Raw genomic sequence first — 23,077 nt, 5'->3', positions numbered from 1 at the left:
TTATGGATAAAAAATACGGTGTAAAAAAATCAGAAGACGAGTGGAAACAGCAACTTTCCCCTGAAGAATATTATGTGCTACGACAAAAAGGAACTGAACGACCATACACAGGTAAGTTCGACCTTCACTTTGAAAATGGTGACTACCATTGCAAAGCCTGTAAAGCCAAGCTTTTTGAAAGCGAGCACAAATTTGAAAGCGGTTGTGGTTGGCCTTCTTTTGACCAAGCCGTAGAGGGAGCCATTGAATATATAAGGGATACTTCCCACGGTATGATTCGCACGGAGACGGTATGCGCTAATTGCGGTAGTCATTTAGGCCATGTTTTTGATGATGGCCCCAAAGAAACTACAGGACAACGCTATTGCATCAATTCCATCAGCATTGATTTTGATTCTGAAGAATAATGTGTTTTCAAGAGAATTATTTAAAGAGCGTACTATTTGAGTTCCAGCGCTACAAAAGCATGGGTGATAAAACTTTTGCCCAAATATCGGATAACGATATACATTGGAAATACGCAGAAACTGATAATTCCATAGCCATTATTGTAAAGCATCTTGTGGGCAACATGTTGAGCCGTTGGACCAATTTTTTAACCGAGGATGGTGAAAAATCATGGCGAGAACGCGATTTGGAATTTGAAGGATCCTATATCTCAAAATCAGAAATGACGACTGCCTGGGAAAAAGGTTGGAAATGTTTTTTTGATGCTCTATCACAAATTGATGCCATCAATTTCCAGAAAAAAATCACCATTCGGGGAGAAGAATACACCATCGTGGAAGCCATCAACCGCCAGTTGGCACATTATGCCAATCACGTTGGACAAATTGTATTTATTGGTAGAATGATCAAAGGTAGCGAATGGACATCCTTATCCATTCCAAAGGGAGCATCCAAAGCCTTCAATAAAAAGATGTTCGGAACTGGTAAACATTGATTTCACAAACTAATCCACATTTGAGTTTTTTCAACTTGGGATTTGGGCATTGATTTATGTACTTTTGCACCTGCCAATAAAGGCAGGTTTCTAATCTAACAACTAAAATCAAAATCTAATGAGCAAGTTCGATATAATTGTTTTGGGAAGTGGTCCAGGTGGATATGTTACTGCAATCAGGGCATCACAATTAGGTTTCAAAACAGCCATTATAGAAAAAGAAAGTTTGGGAGGTGTATGTCTTAACTGGGGATGTATCCCAACCAAGGCCCTTCTTAAATCCGCTCAGGTATTCGAATATTTAAAGCACGCCGAGGACTACGGTCTGAGCGCCAAAGATGTGGACCACGATTTTGATGCCGTTGTAAAAAGAAGCCGCGGTGTTGCCGAGGGAATGAGCAAGGGCGTTCAATTCTTGATGAAGAAAAATAAGATTGAGGTCATCAATGGATTTGGAAAGGTAAAACCAGGCAAAAAAGTTGAAGTAAAATCTGAAAACGGAGATACCACAGAGTATTCTGCCGATAATATTATCATTGCAACAGGGGCACGTAGCCGTGAACTACCAAGTCTTCCACAAGATGGCGAAAAGGTAATTGGATACCGTGAGGCCATGTCCTTGAAAAAGCAACCCAAGAAAATGATTGTGGTAGGTAGTGGTGCCATTGGAATGGAGTTCGCTTATTTCTATCACTCCATGGGTACAGAGGTAACCGTAGTGGAATATATGCCGAACATTGTCCCCGTTGAAGATGAAGATATCTCCAAGCAATTGGAGCGTAGCTTCAAAAAATCAGGGGTTAAGATCAAAACATCTGCCGAAGTTACTAAAGTTGACACCTCTGGTGATGGCGTAAAGGCTACCGTAAAAACCAAAAAAGGTGAAGAGGTACTTGAGGCTGACATTGTTCTTTCTGCCGTTGGAATTAAAACCAATATTGAAAACATAGGTTTGGAAGATGTTGGAATCGCTACGGACAGAGATAAAGTATTGGTGAACGACTACTACCAGACCAACATTCCAGGCTACTACGCCATTGGTGACATTACACCTGGACAGGCTTTGGCACACGTTGCCTCCGCTGAAGGAATCCTTTGTGTGGAAAAATTGGCAGGGATGCATGTTGAAGCTTTGGATTATGGCAACATTCCAGGATGTACTTACTGTATTCCCGAAATAGCTTCTGTTGGATTAACGGAGAAGCAAGCCAAAGAAAAAGGATACGAACTTAAAATTGGTAAGTTTCCTTTCTCTGCCAGTGGTAAAGCAAAAGCTGCAGGAACCCCAGATGGTTTTGTGAAAGTTATTTTCGATGCCAAATATGGTGAGTGGTTAGGTTGCCATATGATAGGAGTTGGTGTTACCGACATGATTGCCGAAGCTGTGGTTGCCAGAAAATTGGAGACCACAGGTCACGAAGTACTAAAAGCCGTTCACCCACACCCAACCATGAGCGAAGCGGTAATGGAAGCCGTTGCAGATGCTTATGATGAAGTAATCCACCTGTAAGGTATGCTGAAAATTTTTAGGGCCACTGCTATTTTAGAAGGTATTTCCTATCTACTCCTTTTCGGAATGACCATGCCGTTAAAGCATTGGGCAGATATTCCTGAACCGAACCAAGTTGTTGGTATGGCACATGGAATATTGTTTATTCTATATGTAGTGGTGGCCATAGTTTTTTGTAGGGAAAGAAAATGGAACCTAAAAAGATTCATTATTCTCTTTATAGCATCTCTCCTACCTTTCGGAACTTTCTACGCCGATAAAAAATACTTGAAGATTTTAGCCTAAGAAACTCTGGATGGCCAAATCATAGCTCTGGAGTCCAAATCCAAGGATGACTCCTTTGGCTCCAGGTGATATATAAGAAACATGGCGATACTCCTCACGTTGATGCGTATTGGAAATATGGACCTCAATAACCGGGGTTTCCACTGCCTTTACCGCATCCCCGATACCAACTGAAGTATGAGTATATGCGGCCGCATTCAAGATGATACCATCATAATCAAAACCTACTTCTTGAATTTTACCAATAAGTTCACCTTCAATATTGGATTGATAGTATTCTAGTTCCACATTGGGAAACTTTTTCTGAAGTTGTTTAAAATAGTCTTCAAAAGTGGTGTTTCCGTAGACCTCGGGTTCACGCTTTCCCAAAAGATTAAGATTGGGTCCGTTAATGATCATTAGTTTCATGTAATCAAAAATACAATAAAAAGAAAAGGGCGGGATGACCCGCCCTCAATATCATATTATTTCTTGGCTAGTTGTTAATGGCAAATTGCAGACCAAAACCGAAAGCGGCTACTTGGTTTTCTCCCACATTACTTAGCACCACCGAAGGACGCCAATCAAAATTTAGCACCAACGGCACCCCATCTATCTTAAAATCGAGTCCCAAATATGGACGTAGGGCGAAGATGTTGTACGTATTTTTAATGAAAATAATGCTTGGCCCTACTACAGCATACCAACGCAAGCCTGTTGCCCTAAAAAATCCTTTATGAAAAGAATACAAGAATGTGGCAATGGTGGCATTGTCCTCAAATCCTAAGTCGGCCTGCCCTACATGGTTATCGGAAAAAAAAGTATTTTCCCGAAGCCCCAAAAAAAGTGGCTTCATCATATAAGTCTATCCCCAACCCTAAGGCAGCCCTGTAATTGGTTTGGGCCTTTACGGCCAAATTGCCAAGCATAACTAGTGCAAAAACTAAAAGTAATTTTTTCATTTTAAATTGTAATTAGTGGTTAATATTCATGATTTTAACTGCATGATTTGGGGCTAAAACAGTTGTTCTTTTTTATTAAAACAAAAACAGAATCCCCAATGCCACCATCGAGAAATCGTAATCATCGCTTACTTTTACGTAAGAAATATTTATTTCGGTGTTACCACTCACATTGGCTCCAATTATGGGTCTTAAATAAAGTCCCCCTGTATTCCCATCATTTACTCCAACTGCATAACCTACATCTGCGCCTAATTTAAAATCGTAGGTTGGGTACAATCTAAACGCTGCTGCTACGGGAATATATTGGATGTTTGGAAAGTCCCCCTCCACAACCACAGGGCCAAAATCCACTGTGTCATTATTTATAAAGGCATTCATAAATCCAGTTGCCAATCCTACATCCACTAATTCCGAAAGTGCCCAATGATAGCCTAAATCCAACCCTATTTCAAAATTTGAATAATCGGAAATATCACCAAAGGGAACTCCTGCATGAATCCCTGCTTTAAAATTGGTTCTGTCCACTCGCTGGGCCATAGACGAGAAACTAACGGCGATCAATGCTATGATTACCAATACAAATGTCTTTTTTTTCATTGTTAAGATTTTATTAACAACAAAACGCAATCATCAATAAAAAAGTGTCTTTTGATATAAGTTTCCTACAAACTGAAAACTTTTCCATTTTCACCGTTCCCATTTGATTATGGAAATTTATTGAAACCCATGGTTTTGAAGCCACCTCAATTGACCAAAGGGCATTCTGAGTTGACCAATGACATTTACTTCCAACTTTGGAAATGTAATGTCACTATATTTGAAAGTATGAACTGGCAGCAAGCAATAAAAGATTATCAAAATTATTTGAAGATTGAGCGGGGGCTTTCCAAAAATTCTATCTCGAATTATTCCATGGATCTTCAAAAACTCGCTAGTTATCTTAATGAACAGTCTATCGAGGAGAAGCCGGTTGCAATTAACAGAGAAACGGTTCAGCAGTTTATCTACGATATCGCCAAAATAGTCAACCCTAGAACACAGGCACGCATTATTTCAGGTCTAAAAGGGTTCTTTAATTATCTGGTCTTCGAAGATTACAGGGAAGACAATCCTATGGATTTAATAGAAACCCCGAAAATTGGAAGAAAGTTGCCCGACACCCTTTCCGAAGTTGAAATAAACAAATTGATTGCCGCCATTGACCTTTCCAAGCCAGAAGGTGAACGTAACAGGGCAATTTTAGAAACCCTCTATGGCTGTGGCCTTCGGGTATCGGAGCTCATCAATTTAAAACTATCCGACCTTTATTTTGACGAAGATTTTATAAAAGTAACGGGCAAAGGAAACAAACAACGCTTTGTTCCGATCAGTGATGTAAACCAAAAATACATCAACACTTATTGGAAAGAGGTGAGGGTACACTTGCCCATAAAAAAAGAGCATGAGGATTTTGTTTTCTTAAACCGACGGGGCAAACAATTGACCCGTGCGATGATTTTCACCATTGTTAAACGTTTGGCAGAAGAAATAGGATTGAAAAAGAATATTAGTCCGCACACCTTTCGGCACTCTTTTGCCACACATTTATTAGAAAATGGGGCCGACCTTAGGGCAATTCAACAAATGTTGGGACATGAAAGCATTACTACTACCGAGGTATATATGCATGTAAACCGTACCCATTTGACCAAAGTACTAAAGGACTTTCACCCAAGAAGGTGAACATTCTCAAAATTTCAAACGGGTTCCCATTTCTAGTCGCGTTCTCACACCCTCAAGCCCTATACTGTAAAAATCGGATTCTTTAATAGGATGAACCATTTTCACTTCCATAAACATATTCTCCCGAACTTGGTAATCCGTGCCCAAAAAGATTTCTTCACGTGGGATTGGGTTTGGATATCCCCGGCCCTTGTTGTAGAGGTCCCATTCTTTTTGATATCCACCAATTAAGTATAGCTTCTCCGAAATTTTTTGTCTAAGCTGTGTGCCCAAACTAAATCTATCCGCGTCGTATCTTCGATAGTGTTCCCCTATAACTTGCAGTTCCGTGCCGTCAAATACTTCATAACCAATATTGAACCATCCATAATGGGATAATTTATCAAATTTGGGGTAATTAAATCCTTCGATATAAATAGGTGACTCTATTATTGTATTGGAATTACTAGGTTGGTTCTGTGCCTGCAGTATTAGACCAAAAAACAATAGACTACATAGTGTGAGGAAAAAAGGCGGCTTGAACATGGTAAGTGTTTTACTACAATTTACCAAAGTGCTACCAATCCACCATAAATGTTAGCTAAACTTTAACCTTGATACTGAACCTCAGGATATTAATTTAGTCTTGCATCAAAGTGTCGCGCTCTACCCTATTTTGCTTTTTGAAAGGTCGAATAATTAGACGTGCCTCGCGGTCGAACCTAATATAATTATAAACCCAATTGATAAAGACCACTACCCTATTCCTAAAACCAATCAGGAAATACAAATGCACGAACATCCAAACAAACCAGGCAAACACTCCTTGAAACCTGAATTTGGGCATATCCACTACCGCTTTGTTCCTTCCTACCGTTGCCATGCTACCCTTGTCTTTATAAACAAAAGGCTTCATAGGCTTATTTTCTATGAGCCGTACCAGATTATCTCCTAGGTTTCTACCCTGTTGTATGGCAGGTTGAGCCATCATGGGGTGTCCATGAGGGAACTCCTCGGTCTCCATTTGGGCCACATCTCCAATGGCAAAAACATCTTCCAATCCAACAATTTGGTGAAACTCGTTCACCCTAAGTCGATTGCCTCTGCAAAGAAACTCCTCTGCATCCAGACCTTTTAGACCCACAGCTTTTACACCAGCGGCCCAAACCAATGTTTCAGCATCAAATATGGTTTTCGTGTTAGTGGAAACTCGTTTGCCATCGTAATCAGTAACACGGATATTCTTCCAAACATGTACGCCAAGTTCTTCCAAAAACTTTTCAGCCTTTTCCGAAGCCTGTTGGCTCATTGCCGGTAAAATTCTGTCACCACCCTGTACCAAATTTATTTGTGCTCTACGTGTATCCAAATCTGGATAGTCCTTGGGAAGTATTCCTTTTTTTATCTCGGCTAGAGCTCCTGCCAATTCCACTCCGGTAGGCCCGCCTCCAACAATCACAAAGTTCATCAGGGCATCTCGCTCGTGGAGGTCGTCGGTCAAAAGTGCTTGTTCAAAATTTTCCAGAATCAAGCTACGTAAATTCAACGATTGAGGAATGGTTTTCATGGCCATTCCCTTGCTCTCAATACCTTTATTGCCAAAAAAGTTAGTTTCCGAACCGGTTGCTACAACTAGATAGTCGTAGAAAATTTCACCAATATTGGTTTTGATTCTTTTAGTATCCGTTTTTACTTCTTGCACCTGGGCCAACCTAAAAAAGAAATTAGGATACCCTTGCAACACTTTCCTAATAGGGTATGCGATGGAATCCGGTTCCAACCCCCCTGTGGACACTTGATAAAGTAAAGGTTGAAAATTGTGATAATTATGTTTATCCAACAAAACCACCTGGGCTTCCTTCTTGCTTAATTTTTTTGCTAATGCAATACCTCCAAAACCGCCGCCCACTATAACGACTCTTGGATAACTGGACTGAGGAATATTCATTCTCGACATACTGGCAAATTTAAGTATTCCAAGGCAGGGCGTATCATGTCAGGGTTGGTTTTTTTGTATCTTTAAAGCCTAACTCAAAAAACTTTAACCAATGAGAAAAATTCTCCCGTTAGGTGTGCTCCTTCTATTGTGTACCATAGGTGTTCATGCCCAAAAAAAGAAGAATGATGTAATCAAAGATTTAGATTCAAAATCCGAAAAATATAGCGAAATCGCCCATAATATTTGGGATCTTGCTGAAATGGGATATTTGGAAGAGCAAAGCTCAGCCCTTTTACAGGAAACCCTTTCAAATGAAGGTTTTACCATTGAAAAAGGTATTGCTGGGATTCCAACCGCTTTTAAGGCCGAATATGGTTCAGGATACCCTGTAATTGCCATTTTGGGAGAATATGATGCTCTACCTGGGCTATCACAAGAGGCTGTTCCCGAGAAAAAATCAGCAGGTAAAGCTGCCGGTCATGCATGCGGTCATCATCTTTTTGGGACAGCGTCCACCGCAGCGGCCATTTCAGTAAAGAATTGGATGGAAACCAACAATATCAAAGGCACGATACGTTTTTACGGATGCCCCGCAGAAGAAGGTGGATCAGGAAAAGTATACATGGTCCGAGAGGGTGTTTTTAATGATGTGGATGTGGCGCTTCACTGGCACCCAAGTTCAGCAAATGCTGCAAGCGCCGGTGCCGCTTTGGCCAATAAGTCTGCCAAATTCAGATTTTATGGGGTTTCCGCTCACGCGGCAGGAGCACCTGACAGAGGACGTTCCGCATTGGATGGTGTGGAAGCCATGAATGCCATGGTAAATATGATGCGAGAGCACATCCCGCAAGAAGCCAGAATCCACTACGTAATTACCAATGGAGGCAAAGCTCCCAATGTAGTGCCCGACTTTGCCGAGGTGTATTATTACGCTAGACACAATAGAAGAGACGTAGTTGTTGATATGTTTGATCGTATGGTGAAAGCCGCTGAAGGAGCTGCCTTGGGCACCGGAACGACTATGAAATATGAAATGATCGGAGGAACCCATGAACTTTTGCCCAACTTGACTGTTCAAAAAATAATGTACGACAATTTGGAGAAAGTTGGTGGTGTCACCTATAACGAAGAAGAAAAAGCTTTTGCAGAAAAAATATCGGCGACTTTGGGTAAAGGTGCCCCGGAAATTTCTTCCGCTGAAAAAATTCAACCTTATAAAGAAACTGCACGTGCATATGGCTCCACCGATGTAGGTGATGTTAGTTATACCGTACCTACTGCAGGCTTAGGAACTGCCACTTGGGTGCCCGGAACACCTGCACATAGTTGGCAAGCAGTTGCAGCTGGCGGTATGAGCATAGGTTCCAAAGGAATGATGGTAGCCGCAAAGACTTTGGCACTCACCGCCATGGATATTTTTGAAAATCCAAAAACGGTTGAAACTGCCAAAAAAGAATTGGAAGAAAGAAGGGGAAAAGACTTCAAATATATTCCAATGCTGGGCAACAGACCTCCAGCTTTGGACTATCGTAAATAGAATTTTTATCAAACACTGTAACAAAAGTTGCTTTATATACACTCATAAATAAAGCAAATTTACCAACCGCTTAGTGAACAAAGAACTGGAACATCGTTTTGTGACGGAACTTGAGGACAATCAAAACATTGTCCATAAGGTCTGTAGTTTATATACCAACGACAAGGACTCGCACAACGATTTGTTCCAAGAAATCACTATTCAATTGTGGAAAGCATACCCAAAGTTTCGGGGAGATGCCAAGTTTAGCACATGGATGTATCGTGTTGCATTGAATACGGCCATAACGTTGTACAGAAAGTCAAAAAAAAGTGTAAAAACCCAAGATTTTGACTCGGTCCTCTATAAAATAAAGGCTACTGATTATGATGATACCGAGGAACGACAATTAAAATTGATGTACGACGCTGTTAAACAACTTGGCGATATTGACAAAGCTTTGGTTTTTCTATATCTGGAAGACAAGGATTATTCCGAGATAGCCGAAACTTTGGGTATTTCTGAAGTAAATGCGAGAGTAAAGATGAGCAGGGTGAAAAATAAATTAAGAACCATATTAAATCCTTAATTATGATGGATGAACTGGAGCTCTTGAAAAAAGATTGGCAGAAGCGGGAAGCAGACCTTCCTAAACTGTCGTATGAGCAAATTTATCCGATGATCAAGAAAAAATCATCGTCCATAGTTAAATGGATTTTTTATATCAGTATCATAGAATTTGTTTTCTGGGCAGGCATCAATATCATTTTTAGTGGTCCAGAGACTATGCAAGAGCTTAAGGCCATGCATATTCACAAAGTGATAATGGTTCTCAATGTCATCAATTACGCTGTCATTCTTTATTTTATCTATAAATTTTATACCAACTACAGAAAAATCTCCTTTACGGACTCTTCCAGAAATTTGATGAAGACCATACTAAAAGTAAAACGCACCGTAACACAGTACGTATGGTTCAACCTTATCATCTTTACCACTTATTTAATTATCAATATGTATGGGGTGTTGCTTTATGGACCTGAAGGAAAGAAAATTGTTGAGGCTGCCTCCCAAGATGGAAACACTATGGCATTCTGGGCCATGGTCATTGGCATATCCGTAGTATTTACAGCTGTTATCTTATTTTTAATTTGGCTGTTCTATAAACTCCTTTACGGTATTTTACTGAAAAGACTAAGAAAAAACTATAATGAGCTTAAAAGGTTAGAGGTCTAATTATCCAACTTACCCTTGTAACTGTAACGCCTTTTTTGGTTTTCCTCTTCGTAAGCAAGAAGTTCTTTTTGCGGAATTACTTTTAGGAAAGATGGATGCTGCTCTATGGCATATTCCAGTTTTTCCAATATGGCGTCAATGGATTCATTATCGTAATCAATCTCCAAGGGTTCTTTGATCTGCATGGATTGTAGAATTCCCTTCTTTTTAACGCGAAGTCCCTTTTTATCAAAAGAACGACGGAACCCATCGATAACTACAGGTACAACCACAGGTTTGTATTTTTTAATAATGTGGGCGGTACCTTTTCGCAAAGGTTTCCAAGGTGTAGTGGTCCCTTGAGGAAAAGTAATTACCCATCCATCGTCCAAAGCCTTTCCAATATTGGAAATATCACTGAATTTAACCTGTCGGTTCACATTTTGACCATCGGCCCTCCATGTTCTTTCAATACTTATCGAGCCCGCATAGGCCAAAATTTTGGTCAATAGACTTTTTTTCATGGTCTCTTTGGCCGCCACGTAATAAATATTCAGTTTGGGATTCCAGAGATAACCCAAATTCTTTATAGTGTCGTCTCTTCCCTTCAAACTGGCATTAAATACATGGAACATGGCCACAACATCGGCAAAATAGGTCTGATGGTTGCTTACAAAAAGTACATTGTTCTCAGGAAGCTCGCGGATAATCTGCGACCCTTCAATCTCGAGTGTATTAAACCCTTTGTATCGTTGGTGTGTCATCATGCCAGCAATACGAATCAGCCATCGTTTAAAAAATAAAATATGTCCAAAAGGATTTTTCTTAAAAAGGCCCATATGTAGTGTTGGTTGTTATCTGCAAATTTACAAAATAGCCATTAAAGCACTTGCCGTAATAGCTCCTTGATTTCACTCAACATCATGGCTGTGGCGCCCCAAACGGTGTAACCATTTAATTTAAAGGCAGGTACATTTATATTTTTTGCGTAGGATGTACTCAATATTTCTTGAATATGGTTGGAATCATCCAAAAAATCCCTAAGATACACCTCCACAAGACTTTCCACTTCACTTTCTTCCTTAACAAAGGGCTGTGGATTGGGATAAATTCCGAGGTAAGGTCTTACCAAAAAATTGCTAGGGGGAATATATAATTCGCTCAGTTCTTTGATTACCTCAACCTTGGTTGGAGGAACACCAACTTCCTCATGCGTTTCCCTCAATGCAGTATCCATTAAGTCTTTGTCAAACTCCTCCACCTTTCCTCCTGGAAATCCGATTTGATTGGAATGCACTCCTTGGTAAACTTTTCTGAGAATTAAAAGTAACCGGGTTTTTTGTTCAATATCTGGATAGAACAATGCCATGACCCCTGCCCGCTTGGGATTTATATCTTGTACCTTGTTCTCCTTCAACCATTGAATACGGAGCTCAGGTGACATTTTATTATGGGAAACTTCTCCAGGAAGTGGGAGATTTTTTAATTTTAGAGCAAGTTGACAAAATTCATTAAAATCCATGCTGTTGAGACAATTGGCTTTAACTACAAGTATATTATTTCTTTTATTCGTTTCCTGTGGAGAATCCCCTAAGAAGGAGAAGGACAAAGTTGAGGAAAATATTGCAAACATGGACACTGTTCCAAAAATCGAAGTGGATTCCACTGCCATAGAAGAAGAGGAAGAACCCTTTAAACTTACCGAAGAAAATGCTATCGATTTCTTTTTTGACTATGCAAAAACGCTAAAAAGGGATAAGGTTAAACTTACTACCACCATGGGTAGTTTTACCGTACAATTGTATGATAATGTACCGTATCACAAAGCCAATTTCATTTACTTGGCAAGACAACATTATTTTGATAGCACCCAGTTCCACCGGGTCGTGAAAGATTTTATTATCCAAGGCGGTAATTCGGATGATCGGAGAACCGCTCGCAAACGTGGAAAAATAGGTCGGTACTTACTCCCTCCAGATGCTAAAAAGGGGCATAAACACCATCGGGGAACCATTTCCATGCCCAGTAGCGAACGGGACAACCCACACAAATTGGCCTCGCCCTACGAATTCTTTATTGTAGTCACTGATCCAGGCTCCTATCATCTTGACGGTTCTTACACGCCATTTGGCCGCGTTATAGAAGGAATGGATGTGGTTGATGCCATAAACAAAGTTCCCGTAGGGGATGGTGATTGGCCTTGGCAAAATATTTACATTCTAAAAGCTGAAGTGTTGTAGCACTTTTTAATAATATCAGGCCTTCTTGAATAGGTTTTTACCGGCCAAAATCCAGTGTGAGCTTTGTTTTTGAACAGTTGTCGGTGTATGAGCTTTTTGAACAACCTCTTTCTTGTCGTAAATGGAAAGAAAAGCTGCAATAATTATCAGGTTCTTGATAATGTATTGCCCCACAAGAGTTAGTGATAATGGTTCTGCTCCAAATACATCATTCGGAAAAAAGAACAATGGTGCAAAAGTACATACCATATGAACCAATCCCAATATAACGGCTTGTCTTCGCAAGAACCCAAAGATCAACAAAAATCCCAAGCCCACTTCCCAAATGGCAAGCAGGATTATTGAAACATCATCGGGTATCAATCCAAAGGTAAGCTGATCAATTGTATTCTTTGCCAAATCCTCGGCCGGACTTAGGTTTGGCACAAATTTTAATGCTCCAAACCATAAATATACCAAGCCTATGGCCATTGCCATTAATCTAGTTTTAACCTGTTTATTCATTTTTAGAAAGTTTAGTTTTTAAATTGCTCCATGAGCTCTGGGTTTACTTTTATCTTGTTTTTGGCAATTCGATATGAAACTCCAACATTGATCAAATAGTCGGCAAAAGCAGCATCCCCTTGTCTGGGCTCTCCTGTCATTTCTTGGGTTTGCAAATCAGTAACACTTTGTGGACGCTCCCTTCTTACCGCAAAGGGCACATTAATGTTCAAGGAAAAATTGTCTTTCATAAATGCGATTCCAGGGTCTATGGAAAGCACATTTCCTGGTCTTCTAAAACCTTCGTTTCCACCGATAAGGTCTTTTACAGGAACTCCCTCATACCTTGCTCCCAATGAGGCAGAAATTGTATTACTTAAACTATGGCTTACCCCAGTACGGAGAGAAAATTGGTCTGGAACAGCCATTATAGCCTCATTTTGTAAAATAGGGCTTAACGTTTCCCTAAATGTTCGTGTACCGTTCGTTTCCCTTGGATTGATCAAGTAAAAACCTCCTCCGTAGGCGAAAAACCGTTCTGCAATCTTTTGGTAAAACTGAAAATCCAAAGTGATTCCAAAACCACCATCACCGGGCTGAATACTTTGATCCACAGGTCGAACTTGAGGTCCGCCTTCGGGCCCAACATTATAGAATATATCGGAAGCATTATAGCTGCCGGTTGGCAATTTAAGACCAAATCCCAAGGCCAAATTTCCATTTTGGTGTTTTTCCAAGTCAAACAACCAATATCCGACACCTACCCGAATATCAGCCAAACCCCTGGAAAAGGTGGTGTTGCGTTCATCACGACCATGCTCGTACAAAGAAGAGCGTGTATTGATCACAGTTGGGATAGTGATACTAGCATACCACCGATCGGATATTCCATAGGTCAAGAAAAAATCCCAAGAATGCGAATGGTTGATGACTTCTGTCTCATTAGAAACCCTATCCGGTTCTTCCTCGGTTCCCCTAAAATGGCGAAATGACTTAAAATATCTGTAATTACTGCCTATTTGAATGTCTCCTGGACCCAGCAAGTTGTTTTCCAAAGTGTTCCCCACACAAGAAGAAAAATGTCTGATGGCAACGCAGCCTTGCGCGCTTGCCTGATTGATTCCGAAAAAAGAAATCAACCCTAAAAATGTAAAAGTTAGTGGTTGTGATGCTCTCATCCCTGTTTAGTTGATTGGCTATTTAAGTTGCTTGAGAGCCAATGTAGAGCTATGCTTAGGTTGAAAGAACTAATGAAAAAGTAAAAATGATTAACAAAGAGTTAATTGTACTAAACAATGATTAACCAACATTGAAGAAAAGTTAGAGATAACAAGTCTAGACCTCCTTTTTGTAAATGTTAGGCAGCCGCACATCAAACTTAACGGCAATCAACCTCAATACAATTACGACTAAAATGGCGGCTACATAGGCATAGCTATCCTTAACGGGAAACTGAATGAAGAGAAAATAACTGACACCTCCCAATATACATGCAGTCGCATAGATTTCCTTTCTAAAAATAACGGGGATTTCATTACAGAGAATATCACGAATCACACCACCAAAACAGGCCGTCATGGTGCCCAAAAAGATACACATGATAGGTAACAATCCAGCTTCCAAGCCTTTTTCCACCCCTACCATGGTATAAAGTCCAATTCCAATGGTATCAAACAGAAATAAAGATTTTCTGAGATATTTGAGTTTATTTACAAATATGATGGCAATAACTACCGAAATAAAAATAGTAATCACATAAGTAAGGTCTTGCATCCACCCAACAGGTGTATTACCAATTAATAAATCTCTTAGGGTACCCCCTCCGATTGCAGTTACGAATGCAATAATAAGCACACCGAATAAATCCAGACGTTTTTCCATGGCCACCAAAACCCCAGAGATAGCGAAGGCCACAGTACCCAAAATATCGATAGTTTGATAAAGCATGATTACATTTTTTGGGTATAATAGTTATAATCCTTGATTACCACGTCCACAAATTCTATAGGTTGTAAGGTAGTCTGCACACCCAATACTTCACGGATGCGCTTATCCAATGAAACAATAACATTGTGGTTTCCGTTCAATTTGGATTTATCATACAGTTCTTTAATGGTCTGCATTTCTTGGTCCTTAAAAACCGTGACCTGAGGAAATGTTGGCTTGTAGTCTTCAGGCAAGTCCCTTAATAAGGTATCCTTTAATGATACTCGTTTTTTTTCGCTGATGACTGTGGTTCCTGCGGCAATATCACCTATTCGCTGGCCTTTTCCCCGAATTAAAATAGTCAAGACGGCAGCACCACCCGAAGTAAGACTCACATCAATAATTCGAAGTGCCCATCGAACAAAATAATTGCCAAAATTAGGTTTGGAACCATCCAGTTTCACCACACGAAGATTCATTGCACCTTTACCAATGGTCTTGCCATCCATCAAGGTTTCAAAAATCAAATAATAGAAAAAAGCCGGTAACGTAAGTATCAAATAAAATGCCCATTGATCTTCAATATCAATATCCAATGATATCAAGAAAACAAACACCAAAATAGTGTAGACCATAATAATGAAACTATCAATAATATAGGCCAGCATGCGTTCACCAAGGTGGGAGGTGTTCTGATTGATGGTTATATTTTGGGCCGTTTCTATTTGAAATTGTTCCATATTTTAGTTTCTTTACTTACAAACCACCGGATTTAATGCGCGAGGCCGCTTTTGTAAGGCAAAATAAGGATAAATGGGCCGCTTTTGAAAATGCCCTGCTCAATAAAGGGCAACTTCATCCCGATGAGCTTTCGGATCTTTATATTGAGATCACCGACCACCTGAGTTACGCCAAGACCTTTTACCCTGGAAGCAACACCCAAATATATTTGAATACCCTTGCCTCCCAAGCGCATCAAAAAATCTATAAAACCAAACGGGAATCCAGAAACCGTATTGTCCATTTTTGGAAAACGGAGTTTCCGATTATGTTCAAGCACCACCACCGAGAATTACTGATTTCTTTCGTGGTATTTGCTTTTTTTGTAACGGTGGGGGCCTTCTCCTCTGCCAACGAAGGTGATTTTGTACGCTCTATTTTGGGCAATGGCTATGTAAATATGACCTTGGAGAATATAGAAAAAGGTGATCCAATGGCTGTTTATAAAGAACAAGGAGCCTTCAATATGTTTTTGGGTATTACCATAAATAATATTAAAGTGGCCATCTACGCTTTTGCATTTGGTATATTTTTAGGAGTTGGCACACTTTACATCCTACTTCAAAATGGAATTATGTTGGGGAGTTTCCAGTATTTTTTTTATGAAAAAGGACTTCTTTGGGAATCTGCGCGAACCATCTGGATTCATGGAACCATAGAAATATCCGTAATTATAATTGCGGGCTGTGCCGGATTGGTTTTGGCCAATGGAATTCTTTTCCCGGGTACTTATACTCGATTGGAATCTTTTAAAAGGGGCGTTAAAAACGGACTTAAGATAATGGTGAGTACGGTACCCTTCTTCATTATTGCTGGTTTTTTGGAAGGTTTTGTTACCCGACATACTGAAATGCCAGATTGGTTGGCAATTTTAATTATCCTGGCTTCGTTGTTCTTAATCATATTCTATTACATTATTTATCCAAACCAAATCCATAGAAAAACCACCCATGCAGACATCCAATAAGTACATTGAATTTAAGAAGCAACGTGAATTGGGGGACATACTTTCCGACTCTTTTGCCTTTATTAGAAATGAGTTTAAACCCTTTTTTAGGACCATTATAAAAATTGTGGGACCCTATATTTTGGTCATGCTGATTTCCATGGGGTTCTATATGTATACCATTGGCGACATTTTTAATTTAGGGATGGTTGGCAATACACCGGACTCTTTGTATTCGCCCATAATTATGATGTTGGCAATTGCTGCCTTAATGTTCAGTTCCATTGCGGCCTATGTTCTGGCGCAGGGAACCGTTTTACATTACATAAAATCATATATCAATAACCAAGGTTCTACAAATTTTGATGAAATCCGACAAGGTGTCTACGGCTCTTTTTGGTCCTTGATTGGATTGGGCATTTTGGTAGGACTATCCGTATTCATTGGGGCATTGTTTTGTTTAATACCTGGTATTTATCTCGCCGTCCCCTTATCCATTTCCTTTGCCATTTTAGTTTTCCTTAAAAAGGATGCCATGGAATCCTATCAATATAGTTTCACCTTAATCAAGGAAAATTGGTGGATTACATTCGCAACACTTTTTGTGGTATATATTATTGTCGCTATTGCCTCATATGCTTTTAGTTTGCCATCCGCCATTTATATGTGGATTAAAATGGGTGTGTTTTCCGGTGAAATGGATGCTGAGAATTTTAATGTTTTTAACGACCCTATTTACCTTTTCTTGAACATAGTAAGCACCTTGGTTCAATTCCTTATGAATATTATTTTTTTGGTAGCCACTTCCATGATATTTTTCAACCTCAACGAAAAGAAAAATTTTACGGGCACTTTTGAACGTATCGAAAACCTTGGGAAATCTTCAGAGGAATAGATGCACAAAAAGCTGACTTTATCATACCTACTATTTTCATGGACAATTCTTTTTGCCCAAAACGATTCTATTGTCAAGTATGATACATCGGATATTGAAACCATTGAATTTAGCAAGGAAGATCTCGAAACCTACAAAGGTGATGATACCTTTAATTATGAAGAGGTAAAAGTCGAAAGCACTTGGTGGACCGATATCACCAATTGGTTCTATAATATTTTACGCCGATTTTTTGAATGGATTTTTGGCGTTGGCAATGCCGAAGGTTATTTGGCAGTGTTTTTAGAAATTCTCCCCTATTTGCTCCTTGCACTGTTCCTGTATCTGGTGATTCGTTTTTTTATCAAATCCAATATGCAAGGGATGGGGAAAAACAGAAAGAACCCAAATGTGGTTTCCCTTGCTGAAGATGAGCACATCATCAAAAATGAGGACATTCAGCAATTGATTAAAAATGCATTGATTGATGAAAATTATAGACTAGCCATACGTTATTATTATCTCTACATCTTACAATTACTTTCAGAAAAAGAATTGATTGACTGGCAACAACAAAAAACAAATGATGATTATATAGAAGAGCTTTCCAAGAGCAATCTCAAAAATGATTTTGGAAAAGCCACTTTGCTCTACGATTATGTTTGGTACGGTGAGTTTGATATTGACCAAGAACGATACGAAAAAGCTGAAGTCGTATTTACATCCTTAAAAAACGCGATAACCCATGTCTAAAAAAGGATGGATATACATAACGATCGGTGTTTTGACCCTAGCGGCCATATTCGTCATGGAATACAACAAACCAAAAAAAATCAATTGGTTCCCTTCGTATGTGTCCCACCATAAGATACCCTATGGCACCTATGTGTTGAATGATTTAATGGAAAAGTACTTTCCAAATAAGATACAACAAATACAAAAACCTCCTTTTGAATTCCTTACACGAACCGACTCCATAAAAGGCACCTATTTTTTTGTAAATGAATCCGTTGCGTTTGAAGAAGCAGAATTGAATGCCCTTTTGGATTGGGTGAATCAAGGCAATATGCTTTTTGTAGCCTCAAGATCTTTTGAAAAAAAACTATTGGACACCCTGCATTTGGAACAACAAAATGTTTATAATGATGGCACCTTGGAGCCTCTATTTTATTATGAATTGGTCAATCCGAAAATCAAGAACCAAAGGGTTGAATTTACCAAGGACTATTATACCACAAGTTTTGATCGGTTGGACACTTTGCGCACTACGGTTCTTGGGCAAGTGTATTCCCCATCGGACAGCACGGATACCACTACCAAACATATAAACTCCATAAAGCAACCTTTTGGGAAGGGAGAAATTGTTTTGACCAGTTTTCCAAAGGCCTTTACCAATTACTTTATCCTAAAGGATAATAATGTGGAATATACAGCAGGGCTATTGTCCTATTTGGGTAGGAATGGACAGATTTACATGGATAATTTTCATAAATCAGGAAAATCCTTTTATACCTCCCCCATGTATCTATTCTTGAACACCAAAGAATTTAAATGGGCCTATTATCTTGTACTGATCGGGGGCCTCATTTACATAATTTTTGAAGGAAAAAGAAAGCAACGAGCCATTCCCGTTGTAACCCCTTTAAAAAATCAGACCTTGGCATTTACGCGTACCATTGCCGATATGTATTTTGAAAAAGGAGAACTGCCCTTGATAACCAAACATAAAATTGATTACTTTTTGGAATATATCAGGTCCAAATTATATGTTTCCACCCAAAATTTAGAAGACGAAACATTTTTGAGGAATCTCTCTCTTCGAAGCAATACTGATTTAAAAGAAGTAAAAGCTTTGATAAGCATGATCTCAAAACTGAAGACCAAACAATACGTGACCGAAACCGAACTAAAGAATCTGAATCAAAAAATACAAGCATTTAAAGCAAACGTTGATGGAAAATAACGAAAATAACGACCTGAATTTTGACAATAGGGTCCCCTTGGAAGAATTAAGGGGCACAGTAGAACAGATAAAAAAAGAATTGTCCACCATAATCGTGGGACAAAAAGATTTTATTGAACTTCTGATTATTTCAATTCTAGCAGATGGACATGCTTTGATTGAGGGGGTGCCCGGCATTGCAAAAACGGTAACTGCCAAACTCTTTGCGAAAACACTAAAAACTGAATTCAGTCGTATTCAATTTACGCCGGATTTAATGCCGAGTGATATTTTGGGAACTTCTGTATTCAACACTAAGACCACGGAATTCGAATTTAAAAAAGGGCCTATTTTTTCAAACATTATTTTGATTGATGAAATCAACCGTGCTCCTGCGAAAACACAGGCAGCCCTTTTTGAAACCATGGAAGAACGGCAAGCCACCGTGGATGGGACCACATATAAAATGGGCCAACCTTTTATGGTTTTGGCCACCCAAAACCCCATTGAACAAGAAGGCACCTATGCGCTGCCCGAAGCTCAATTGGACCGTTTCCTTTTCAAAATTAAAGTGGATTACCCTTCGGTTGAGGAAGAAATAATAATTCTGCAAAACCACCACGAGCGAAAGGGAGAAAAACCACAGGACCAAATTAAAGCAGTACTTACCCCTAAAAAATTGATTGAATTCAAGAAGAATATTCACGAAGTGGTGGTCGAGCAAAAAATATTGGACTACATCGCCAATATTATCACACAAACCAGAAACCACCCTCATTTGTACTTAGGTGCTTCTCCAAGAGCCTCTATTGCAACACTTACAGCGGCAAAGGCCTTTGCCGCAATTTCTGGACGGGATTTTGTAATCCCAGAAGATGTAAAGAAAGCTTTGGTGCCCGTACTTAATCACAGGGTTATTTTAACCCCAGAAAGGGAAATGGAAGGCATGACCACCGAAAATGTAGTCTCCATGATTATGGAGTCCGTTGAAATTCCACGATAAACATGGCATTTCTTCGGTCGCTCTACATACATAATATTTTCTTTCGGTATATCGCCCTGCTATCCGCATGCTTTGTAATTTCCTATTGGGTGCCAACCCTTTACCCTATTGCTTGGTTATTGGTATTCCTTTTAATGGCGCTCTTCTTCTTGGACCTGTATTTTTTGTACGCTACACCAAACGCCATCAAAGCACACCGAAATCTACCCCAGAAATTATCAAACAGCGACCAAAATATTTTATCGGTTCATCTAAATTCCAAATACCCTTTTAAAGCGGAAGTATCCATTATTGATGAATTGCCCGTTCAATTCCAAAAAAGGGATTTTGAACATAAGACTCAATTGCAGAAAGGAGAACCCCATTATTTTGAATATTCGGTACGGCCTGTTGAACGTGGCGAATATGTTTTTGGTAATTTGATTGTTTTTGCCTCCTCCCCCCTGCGTATCATCAAAAGGAAATTTGTGTTCCAAAAGGATCAGATGGTCCCCGTGTACCCTTCCATCATTCAAATGCAACAATATGATTTTTTGGCCACCAGCAATCGTTTGACAGAATTTGGACTAAAAAAAATAAGGCGTATTGGCCACACCCAGGAGTTTGAGCAAATCAAAGAATATATTAAAGGAGATGATGTGCGCACCATAAATTGGAAAGCTACTGCCAAAAAGAATCAGTTGATGGTAAACCAGTACCAAGATGAAAGGTCGCAACCTATTTATTCCATTATTGATACAGGGAGGGTCATGAAAATGCCCTTTAATGGTTTGAGTTTATTGGATTATGCCATCAATTCAGCATTGGCTTTCTCCAATGTTGCCCTAAAACGAAACGACAAAACAGGATTACTCACCTTCTCCAAAAAGATTGAAACCTTCGTGCCCGCTGTGCAAAAACTCACACACTTGAATACCATCATGGAGAGTTTGTACAACATTTCCACAACTTTTTCCGATTCAGATTTTGGATTGTTGTATGCCCATGTAAAACGCAAGGTCAACCAGCGAAGTTTATTATTACTTTACACCAATTTTGAACATATGTCAGGACTACAACGGCAATTGCCCTATATCTTGGCCATGGCGAAAAAACATGTTTTAGTAGTTATTTTCTTTGAAAATACCGAATTGGAATCTCTGATTGCAGAAGATACAGAGGATTTACAGGCCATATACCATAAAACAATCGCTGAAAAGTTTTCTTTGGAAAAACGATTGATGCAGAAAGAACTTCAAAAATATGGCATACAGACTATTTTGACCAAACCAGAAGAATTGACGGTAAATACCATCAATAAATATTTAGAAATAAAAGCGAGGGGAATTATTTAACGGAAAGCTGCTGATTGGAAATTCCCAACGTATTCAATGATGGAAGTTTATCATCCAAAACAACGAATTCCGTTTTAGGTTGTAGAAAACGTTTTTTCTTCTTTAAATCCAAATTGGAATATCGACCACGCAAACGTCTCTTGTCATCTTTCTTGGAGAAAAGATCTATAGTCACACCAACGGTAACACCACCGAGAATAGTAGCTGCAAGATCATCATTGTCCCAACCATTATCCCTTTGCCCAGCATCAACAGTTTCTTTAGCCAACCCAATAAGGGTACTGCCCGCAACAGACCCTACAAAGGTCCAGATACGATTCCCTTCTGAAGCTTGTTTGGCAATTCCAGCCCCTGCCAGGCCAAAAAGATTTCCCCCCAAAAAATGAAGTGCTTTGTCCCGCTCCACTTGCCCATGGCAATGCGAGGCGAGCACAAAAAAGAGTAGTGTGGGGATTAGTGTTCTCATTGCGCAGTGTAAAAGTATTAAAAGTTTCCTAAACTTTTAGCGAAATACCTTAATAGTCGAGTATTTCGGCTTTTGCTTGGCTGAACTCCGCTATTAATTCTTCAACAATTTTTGATGCGGGTGTTATGTTATGAATCAATCCAGAAACTTGACCAATCTCCAATTCACCTTCATCCATATCCCCTTCGAACATACCTTTTTTGGCCCTTGCCCTTCCCAATAAGGCCTGCAAATCTTCTTTTGTAGCTCCATTGGCATAGGCTTCTTGAATATCTTGGAAGAACTTGTTTTTGAGCAATCGAACAGGAGCCAGTTCTTTTAAGGTGAGTTGAGTATCCCCTTCTTTGGCTTCAACGACCCATTTTTTAAATAGTTCGTGCGAAGATGCTTCCGGAGAGGCTACAAATCTACTCCCCACCTGAACACCATCGGCACCCAAAACCATGGCAGCCAACATGGCCCTGCCCGTGGCAATTCCACCTGCCGCGATTAGGGGAATACTTATTTTTTCTTTTACAGAAGGAATCAACACCATAGTAGTAGTTTCATCACGCCCATTATGTCCACCTGCTTCAAATCCTTCAGCAACAATAGCATCCACTCCCGCTTCTTGTGCTTTTAAGGCAAACTTTACACTACTGACCACATGGACAACAGTGATTCCTTGTTCTTGAAGAAATTTGGTCCAAGTTTTAGGATTTCCTGCTGACGTAAATACAATTTTCACTTCTTGCTCAACAATAATGTTCATCAACTTCTCGATATCAGGGTATAGCATGGGAACGTTGACCCCAAAAGGTTTGTCCGTCACTTTTTTACATTTGACAATATGCTCCTCTAACACCTCGGGATACATACTACCTGCTCCCAACAGGCCCAGTCCACCTGCATTGGAAACTGCAGAGGCCAAACGCCAACCACTGGCCCAGACCATTCCAGCTTGGATGATAGGATATTCTATTCCGAAAAGTTGTGTGACTTTATTTTGCATGAAGACTTTTATTCAGTTTTCCACCAAAATAATCAAAAT

The 23,077-nt window shown here is 39.6% G+C and carries 28 protein-coding genes; 15 read left to right on the top strand and 13 right to left on the bottom strand.

Going from position 1 to position 23,077, the window contains the following annotated elements:
- The first annotated feature begins 2 nt into the window (after window positions 1-2).
- From msrB to D2V08_RS14445, 4 genes are all read left to right on the top strand, one after another.
- Window positions 3-407, top strand: a complete 405-nt coding sequence (msrB, locus tag D2V08_RS14460) for a peptide-methionine (R)-S-oxide reductase MsrB (protein ID WP_119608869.1) — start codon at window positions 3-5, stop codon at window positions 405-407.
- Window positions 407-943, top strand: a complete 537-nt coding sequence (locus tag D2V08_RS14455) for a DUF1572 family protein (RefSeq protein ID WP_119608868.1) — start codon at window positions 407-409, stop codon at window positions 941-943. The genes msrB and D2V08_RS14455 overlap by 1 nt, the downstream gene beginning before the upstream one ends.
- 118 nt (window positions 944-1,061) lie before the next feature.
- Window positions 1,062-2,453, top strand: a complete 1,392-nt coding sequence (gene lpdA, locus D2V08_RS14450) for a dihydrolipoyl dehydrogenase (RefSeq protein ID WP_119608867.1) — start codon at window positions 1,062-1,064, stop codon at window positions 2,451-2,453.
- A gap of 3 nt (window positions 2,454-2,456) precedes the next feature.
- Window positions 2,457-2,738 carry a DUF3817 domain-containing protein gene (locus D2V08_RS14445; RefSeq protein WP_119608866.1) on the top strand — a complete coding sequence of 94 codons (282 nt, stop codon included), beginning with the start codon at window positions 2,457-2,459 and terminating at the stop codon, window positions 2,736-2,738.
- On the opposite strand, the gene aroQ is transcribed toward D2V08_RS14445, so the two are convergent.
- The 3 genes from aroQ to D2V08_RS14430 all read right to left on the bottom strand — a co-directional run bounded on the left by aroQ (window position 2,730) and on the right by D2V08_RS14430 (window position 4,279).
- The gene (aroQ, locus tag D2V08_RS14440) at window positions 2,730-3,146 is read right to left on the bottom strand and encodes a type II 3-dehydroquinate dehydratase (protein WP_119608865.1); all 417 of its coding nucleotides are present in this window, start codon (window positions 3,144-3,146) and stop codon (window positions 2,730-2,732) included. The two genes, D2V08_RS14445 and aroQ, sit on opposite strands and share 9 nt — an antisense overlap.
- 67 nt (window positions 3,147-3,213) lie before the next feature.
- On the bottom strand, window positions 3,214-3,576 hold the full coding sequence (locus D2V08_RS14435; RefSeq protein WP_147374154.1) for a hypothetical protein: 363 nt from the start codon (window positions 3,574-3,576) through the stop codon (window positions 3,214-3,216).
- A gap of 178 nt (window positions 3,577-3,754) precedes the next feature.
- Entirely contained in the window at window positions 3,755-4,279 is a 525-nt protein-coding gene (locus tag D2V08_RS14430) for a hypothetical protein (RefSeq protein ID WP_119608863.1), read from the bottom strand.
- 228 nt (window positions 4,280-4,507) lie between these two features.
- Here D2V08_RS14430 and xerD point away from each other — a divergent pair, with 228 nt between their 5' ends.
- A complete protein-coding gene (xerD, locus tag D2V08_RS14425; protein ID WP_119609657.1) occupies window positions 4,508-5,404 on the top strand; it encodes a site-specific tyrosine recombinase XerD in 897 nt (298 codons plus the stop codon).
- Window positions 5,405-5,410: 6 nt separating this feature from the next.
- Here the strand turns inward: xerD and D2V08_RS14420 are convergent, their stop codons facing one another.
- Both D2V08_RS14420 and D2V08_RS14415 read right to left on the bottom strand, forming a co-directional pair.
- Window positions 5,411-5,929: a hypothetical protein gene (locus tag D2V08_RS14420; RefSeq protein WP_119608862.1), complete on the bottom strand. Its 519-nt coding sequence runs from the start codon at window positions 5,927-5,929 to the stop codon at window positions 5,411-5,413.
- A 94-nt stretch (window positions 5,930-6,023) separates the two neighbouring features.
- On the bottom strand, window positions 6,024-7,331 hold the full coding sequence (locus D2V08_RS14415) for an NAD(P)/FAD-dependent oxidoreductase (RefSeq protein WP_119608861.1): 1,308 nt from the start codon (window positions 7,329-7,331) through the stop codon (window positions 6,024-6,026).
- Between the two features lie 100 nt (window positions 7,332-7,431).
- Between D2V08_RS14415 and D2V08_RS14410 the strand changes: the two genes are divergently transcribed.
- From D2V08_RS14410 to D2V08_RS14400, 3 genes are all read left to right on the top strand, one after another.
- Window positions 7,432-8,859, top strand: coding sequence for an amidohydrolase (locus tag D2V08_RS14410; protein WP_119608860.1), 1,428 nt, complete (start codon window positions 7,432-7,434; stop codon window positions 8,857-8,859).
- A 73-nt stretch (window positions 8,860-8,932) separates the two neighbouring features.
- Window positions 8,933-9,427: an RNA polymerase sigma factor gene (locus tag D2V08_RS14405; RefSeq protein ID WP_119608859.1), complete on the top strand. Its 495-nt coding sequence runs from the start codon at window positions 8,933-8,935 to the stop codon at window positions 9,425-9,427.
- A 5-nt stretch (window positions 9,428-9,432) separates the two neighbouring features.
- Window positions 9,433-10,074, top strand: a complete 642-nt coding sequence (locus tag D2V08_RS14400) for a DUF8845 family protein (RefSeq protein WP_439108286.1) — start codon at window positions 9,433-9,435, stop codon at window positions 10,072-10,074.
- Here D2V08_RS14400 and D2V08_RS14395 read toward each other — a convergent pair.
- Together D2V08_RS14395 and D2V08_RS14390 are read right to left on the bottom strand one after the other, a co-directional pair.
- Window positions 10,071-10,892 (bottom strand): lysophospholipid acyltransferase family protein, encoded by an 822-nt coding sequence (locus D2V08_RS14395; protein WP_119608857.1) that lies wholly within the window; start codon window positions 10,890-10,892, stop codon window positions 10,071-10,073. The genes D2V08_RS14400 and D2V08_RS14395 overlap by 4 nt on opposite strands.
- Window positions 10,893-10,933: 41 nt before the next feature.
- Complete coding sequence (locus tag D2V08_RS14390; protein ID WP_119608856.1) at window positions 10,934-11,575, bottom strand: NUDIX hydrolase; 642 nt, start codon at window positions 11,573-11,575, stop codon at window positions 10,934-10,936.
- On the opposite strand from D2V08_RS14390, the gene D2V08_RS14385 reads away from it, so the two are divergent.
- Window positions 11,574-12,293, top strand: coding sequence for a peptidylprolyl isomerase (locus D2V08_RS14385; RefSeq protein ID WP_182835568.1), 720 nt, complete (start codon window positions 11,574-11,576; stop codon window positions 12,291-12,293). The two genes, D2V08_RS14390 and D2V08_RS14385, sit on opposite strands and share 2 nt — an antisense overlap.
- Before the next feature lie 15 nt (window positions 12,294-12,308).
- Here D2V08_RS14385 and D2V08_RS14380 read toward each other — a convergent pair whose 3' ends face one another.
- The 4 genes from D2V08_RS14380 to D2V08_RS14365 all read right to left on the bottom strand — a co-directional run bounded on the left by D2V08_RS14380 (window position 12,309) and on the right by D2V08_RS14365 (window position 15,442).
- Window positions 12,309-12,797: a DoxX family membrane protein gene (locus tag D2V08_RS14380; protein ID WP_119608855.1), complete on the bottom strand. Its 489-nt coding sequence runs from the start codon at window positions 12,795-12,797 to the stop codon at window positions 12,309-12,311.
- 11 nt (window positions 12,798-12,808) lie between these two features.
- Entirely contained in the window at window positions 12,809-13,954 is a 1,146-nt protein-coding gene (locus D2V08_RS14375) for a hypothetical protein (protein ID WP_119608854.1), read from the bottom strand.
- Window positions 13,955-14,111: 157 nt separating this feature from the next.
- The gene (locus D2V08_RS14370) at window positions 14,112-14,723 is read right to left on the bottom strand and encodes a trimeric intracellular cation channel family protein (RefSeq protein WP_119608853.1); all 612 of its coding nucleotides are present in this window, start codon (window positions 14,721-14,723) and stop codon (window positions 14,112-14,114) included.
- A 2-nt stretch (window positions 14,724-14,725) separates the two neighbouring features.
- Window positions 14,726-15,442: an RDD family protein gene (locus D2V08_RS14365; protein ID WP_119608852.1), complete on the bottom strand. Its 717-nt coding sequence runs from the start codon at window positions 15,440-15,442 to the stop codon at window positions 14,726-14,728.
- Between the two features lie 35 nt (window positions 15,443-15,477).
- Here D2V08_RS14365 and D2V08_RS14360 point away from each other — a divergent pair, with 35 nt between their 5' ends.
- Genes D2V08_RS14360 through D2V08_RS14335 form a run of 6 tightly spaced genes read left to right on the top strand, consistent with a single transcriptional unit; the run spans window position 15,478 to window position 21,581 of the window.
- Window positions 15,478-16,449 (top strand): stage II sporulation protein M, encoded by a 972-nt coding sequence (locus tag D2V08_RS14360; RefSeq protein WP_119608851.1) that lies wholly within the window; start codon window positions 15,478-15,480, stop codon window positions 16,447-16,449.
- Window positions 16,433-17,323, top strand: coding sequence for a hypothetical protein (locus D2V08_RS14355; RefSeq protein WP_119608850.1), 891 nt, complete (start codon window positions 16,433-16,435; stop codon window positions 17,321-17,323). Before D2V08_RS14360 ends, D2V08_RS14355 begins: the two co-directional genes overlap by 17 nt.
- Window positions 17,324-18,055: a DUF4129 domain-containing protein gene (locus D2V08_RS14350; RefSeq protein WP_119608849.1), complete on the top strand. Its 732-nt coding sequence runs from the start codon at window positions 17,324-17,326 to the stop codon at window positions 18,053-18,055.
- Window positions 18,048-19,265 (top strand): DUF4350 domain-containing protein, encoded by a 1,218-nt coding sequence (locus tag D2V08_RS14345; RefSeq protein ID WP_119608848.1) that lies wholly within the window; start codon window positions 18,048-18,050, stop codon window positions 19,263-19,265. The genes D2V08_RS14350 and D2V08_RS14345 overlap by 8 nt, the downstream gene beginning before the upstream one ends.
- Window positions 19,255-20,247 (top strand): AAA family ATPase, encoded by a 993-nt coding sequence (locus tag D2V08_RS14340; protein WP_119608847.1) that lies wholly within the window; start codon window positions 19,255-19,257, stop codon window positions 20,245-20,247. The genes D2V08_RS14345 and D2V08_RS14340 overlap by 11 nt, the downstream gene beginning before the upstream one ends.
- A gap of 2 nt (window positions 20,248-20,249) precedes the next feature.
- Window positions 20,250-21,581, top strand: coding sequence for a DUF58 domain-containing protein (locus tag D2V08_RS14335; RefSeq protein WP_119608846.1), 1,332 nt, complete (start codon window positions 20,250-20,252; stop codon window positions 21,579-21,581).
- Here the strand turns inward: D2V08_RS14335 and D2V08_RS14330 are convergent.
- Both D2V08_RS14330 and D2V08_RS14325 read right to left on the bottom strand, forming a co-directional pair.
- Window positions 21,574-22,047 carry a YfiM family lipoprotein gene (locus D2V08_RS14330; protein WP_182835567.1) on the bottom strand — a complete coding sequence of 158 codons (474 nt, stop codon included), beginning with the start codon at window positions 22,045-22,047 and terminating at the stop codon, window positions 21,574-21,576. The two genes, D2V08_RS14335 and D2V08_RS14330, sit on opposite strands and share 8 nt — an antisense overlap.
- A 49-nt stretch (window positions 22,048-22,096) precedes the next feature.
- Entirely contained in the window at window positions 22,097-23,038 is a 942-nt protein-coding gene (locus D2V08_RS14325; protein ID WP_119608845.1) for an NAD(P)H-dependent flavin oxidoreductase, read from the bottom strand.
- Window positions 23,039-23,077: the final 39 nt, after the last annotated feature.

Source organism: Flagellimonas lutimaris, from assembly GCF_003581615.1.
In the GTDB taxonomy this organism is placed as follows: domain Bacteria; phylum Bacteroidota; class Bacteroidia; order Flavobacteriales; family Flavobacteriaceae; genus Flagellimonas; species Flagellimonas lutimaris.
The sequence above is the reverse complement of the archived record's forward strand: the minus strand, read 5'-3'. Positions and strand labels throughout refer to the sequence as shown.

Bases quoted from the DNA above. Each gene is read 5' to 3' on its own strand.
- msrB (WP_119608869.1), top strand. From the start codon at position 3: ATGGATAAAAAATACGGTGTAAAAAAATCAGAAGACGAGTGGAAACAG.
- D2V08_RS14455 (WP_119608868.1), top strand. From the start codon at position 407: ATGTGTTTTCAAGAGAATTATTTAAAGAGCGTACTATTTGAGTTCCAG.
- lpdA (WP_119608867.1), top strand. From the start codon at position 1,062: ATGAGCAAGTTCGATATAATTGTTTTGGGAAGTGGTCCAGGTGGATAT.
- D2V08_RS14445 (WP_119608866.1), top strand. From the start codon at position 2,457: ATGCTGAAAATTTTTAGGGCCACTGCTATTTTAGAAGGTATTTCCTAT.
- aroQ (WP_119608865.1), bottom strand. From the start codon at position 3,146: ATGAAACTAATGATCATTAACGGACCCAATCTTAATCTTTTGGGAAAG.
- D2V08_RS14435 (WP_147374154.1), bottom strand. From the start codon at position 3,576: ATGATGAAGCCACTTTTTTTGGGGCTTCGGGAAAATACTTTTTTTTCC.
- D2V08_RS14430 (WP_119608863.1), bottom strand. From the start codon at position 4,279: ATGAAAAAAAAGACATTTGTATTGGTAATCATAGCATTGATCGCCGTT.
- xerD (WP_119609657.1), top strand. From the start codon at position 4,508: ATGAACTGGCAGCAAGCAATAAAAGATTATCAAAATTATTTGAAGATT.
- D2V08_RS14420 (WP_119608862.1), bottom strand. From the start codon at position 5,929: ATGTTCAAGCCGCCTTTTTTCCTCACACTATGTAGTCTATTGTTTTTT.
- D2V08_RS14415 (WP_119608861.1), bottom strand. From the start codon at position 7,331: ATGAATATTCCTCAGTCCAGTTATCCAAGAGTCGTTATAGTGGGCGGC.
- D2V08_RS14410 (WP_119608860.1), top strand. From the start codon at position 7,432: ATGAGAAAAATTCTCCCGTTAGGTGTGCTCCTTCTATTGTGTACCATA.
- D2V08_RS14400 (WP_439108286.1), top strand. From the start codon at position 9,433: ATGGATGAACTGGAGCTCTTGAAAAAAGATTGGCAGAAGCGGGAAGCA.
- D2V08_RS14395 (WP_119608857.1), bottom strand. From the start codon at position 10,892: ATGGGCCTTTTTAAGAAAAATCCTTTTGGACATATTTTATTTTTTAAA.
- D2V08_RS14385 (WP_182835568.1), top strand. From the start codon at position 11,574: ATGCTGTTGAGACAATTGGCTTTAACTACAAGTATATTATTTCTTTTA.
- D2V08_RS14390 (WP_119608856.1), bottom strand. From the start codon at position 11,575: ATGGATTTTAATGAATTTTGTCAACTTGCTCTAAAATTAAAAAATCTC.
- D2V08_RS14380 (WP_119608855.1), bottom strand. From the start codon at position 12,797: ATGAATAAACAGGTTAAAACTAGATTAATGGCAATGGCCATAGGCTTG.
- D2V08_RS14375 (WP_119608854.1), bottom strand. From the start codon at position 13,954: ATGAGAGCATCACAACCACTAACTTTTACATTTTTAGGGTTGATTTCT.
- D2V08_RS14370 (WP_119608853.1), bottom strand. From the start codon at position 14,723: ATGCTTTATCAAACTATCGATATTTTGGGTACTGTGGCCTTCGCTATC.
- D2V08_RS14365 (WP_119608852.1), bottom strand. From the start codon at position 15,442: ATGGAACAATTTCAAATAGAAACGGCCCAAAATATAACCATCAATCAG.
- D2V08_RS14360 (WP_119608851.1), top strand. From the start codon at position 15,478: ATGCGCGAGGCCGCTTTTGTAAGGCAAAATAAGGATAAATGGGCCGCT.
- D2V08_RS14355 (WP_119608850.1), top strand. From the start codon at position 16,433: ATGCAGACATCCAATAAGTACATTGAATTTAAGAAGCAACGTGAATTG.
- D2V08_RS14350 (WP_119608849.1), top strand. From the start codon at position 17,324: ATGCACAAAAAGCTGACTTTATCATACCTACTATTTTCATGGACAATT.
- D2V08_RS14345 (WP_119608848.1), top strand. From the start codon at position 18,048: ATGTCTAAAAAAGGATGGATATACATAACGATCGGTGTTTTGACCCTA.
- D2V08_RS14340 (WP_119608847.1), top strand. From the start codon at position 19,255: ATGGAAAATAACGAAAATAACGACCTGAATTTTGACAATAGGGTCCCC.
- D2V08_RS14335 (WP_119608846.1), top strand. From the start codon at position 20,250: ATGGCATTTCTTCGGTCGCTCTACATACATAATATTTTCTTTCGGTAT.
- D2V08_RS14330 (WP_182835567.1), bottom strand. From the start codon at position 22,047: ATGAGAACACTAATCCCCACACTACTCTTTTTTGTGCTCGCCTCGCAT.
- D2V08_RS14325 (WP_119608845.1), bottom strand. From the start codon at position 23,038: ATGCAAAATAAAGTCACACAACTTTTCGGAATAGAATATCCTATCATC.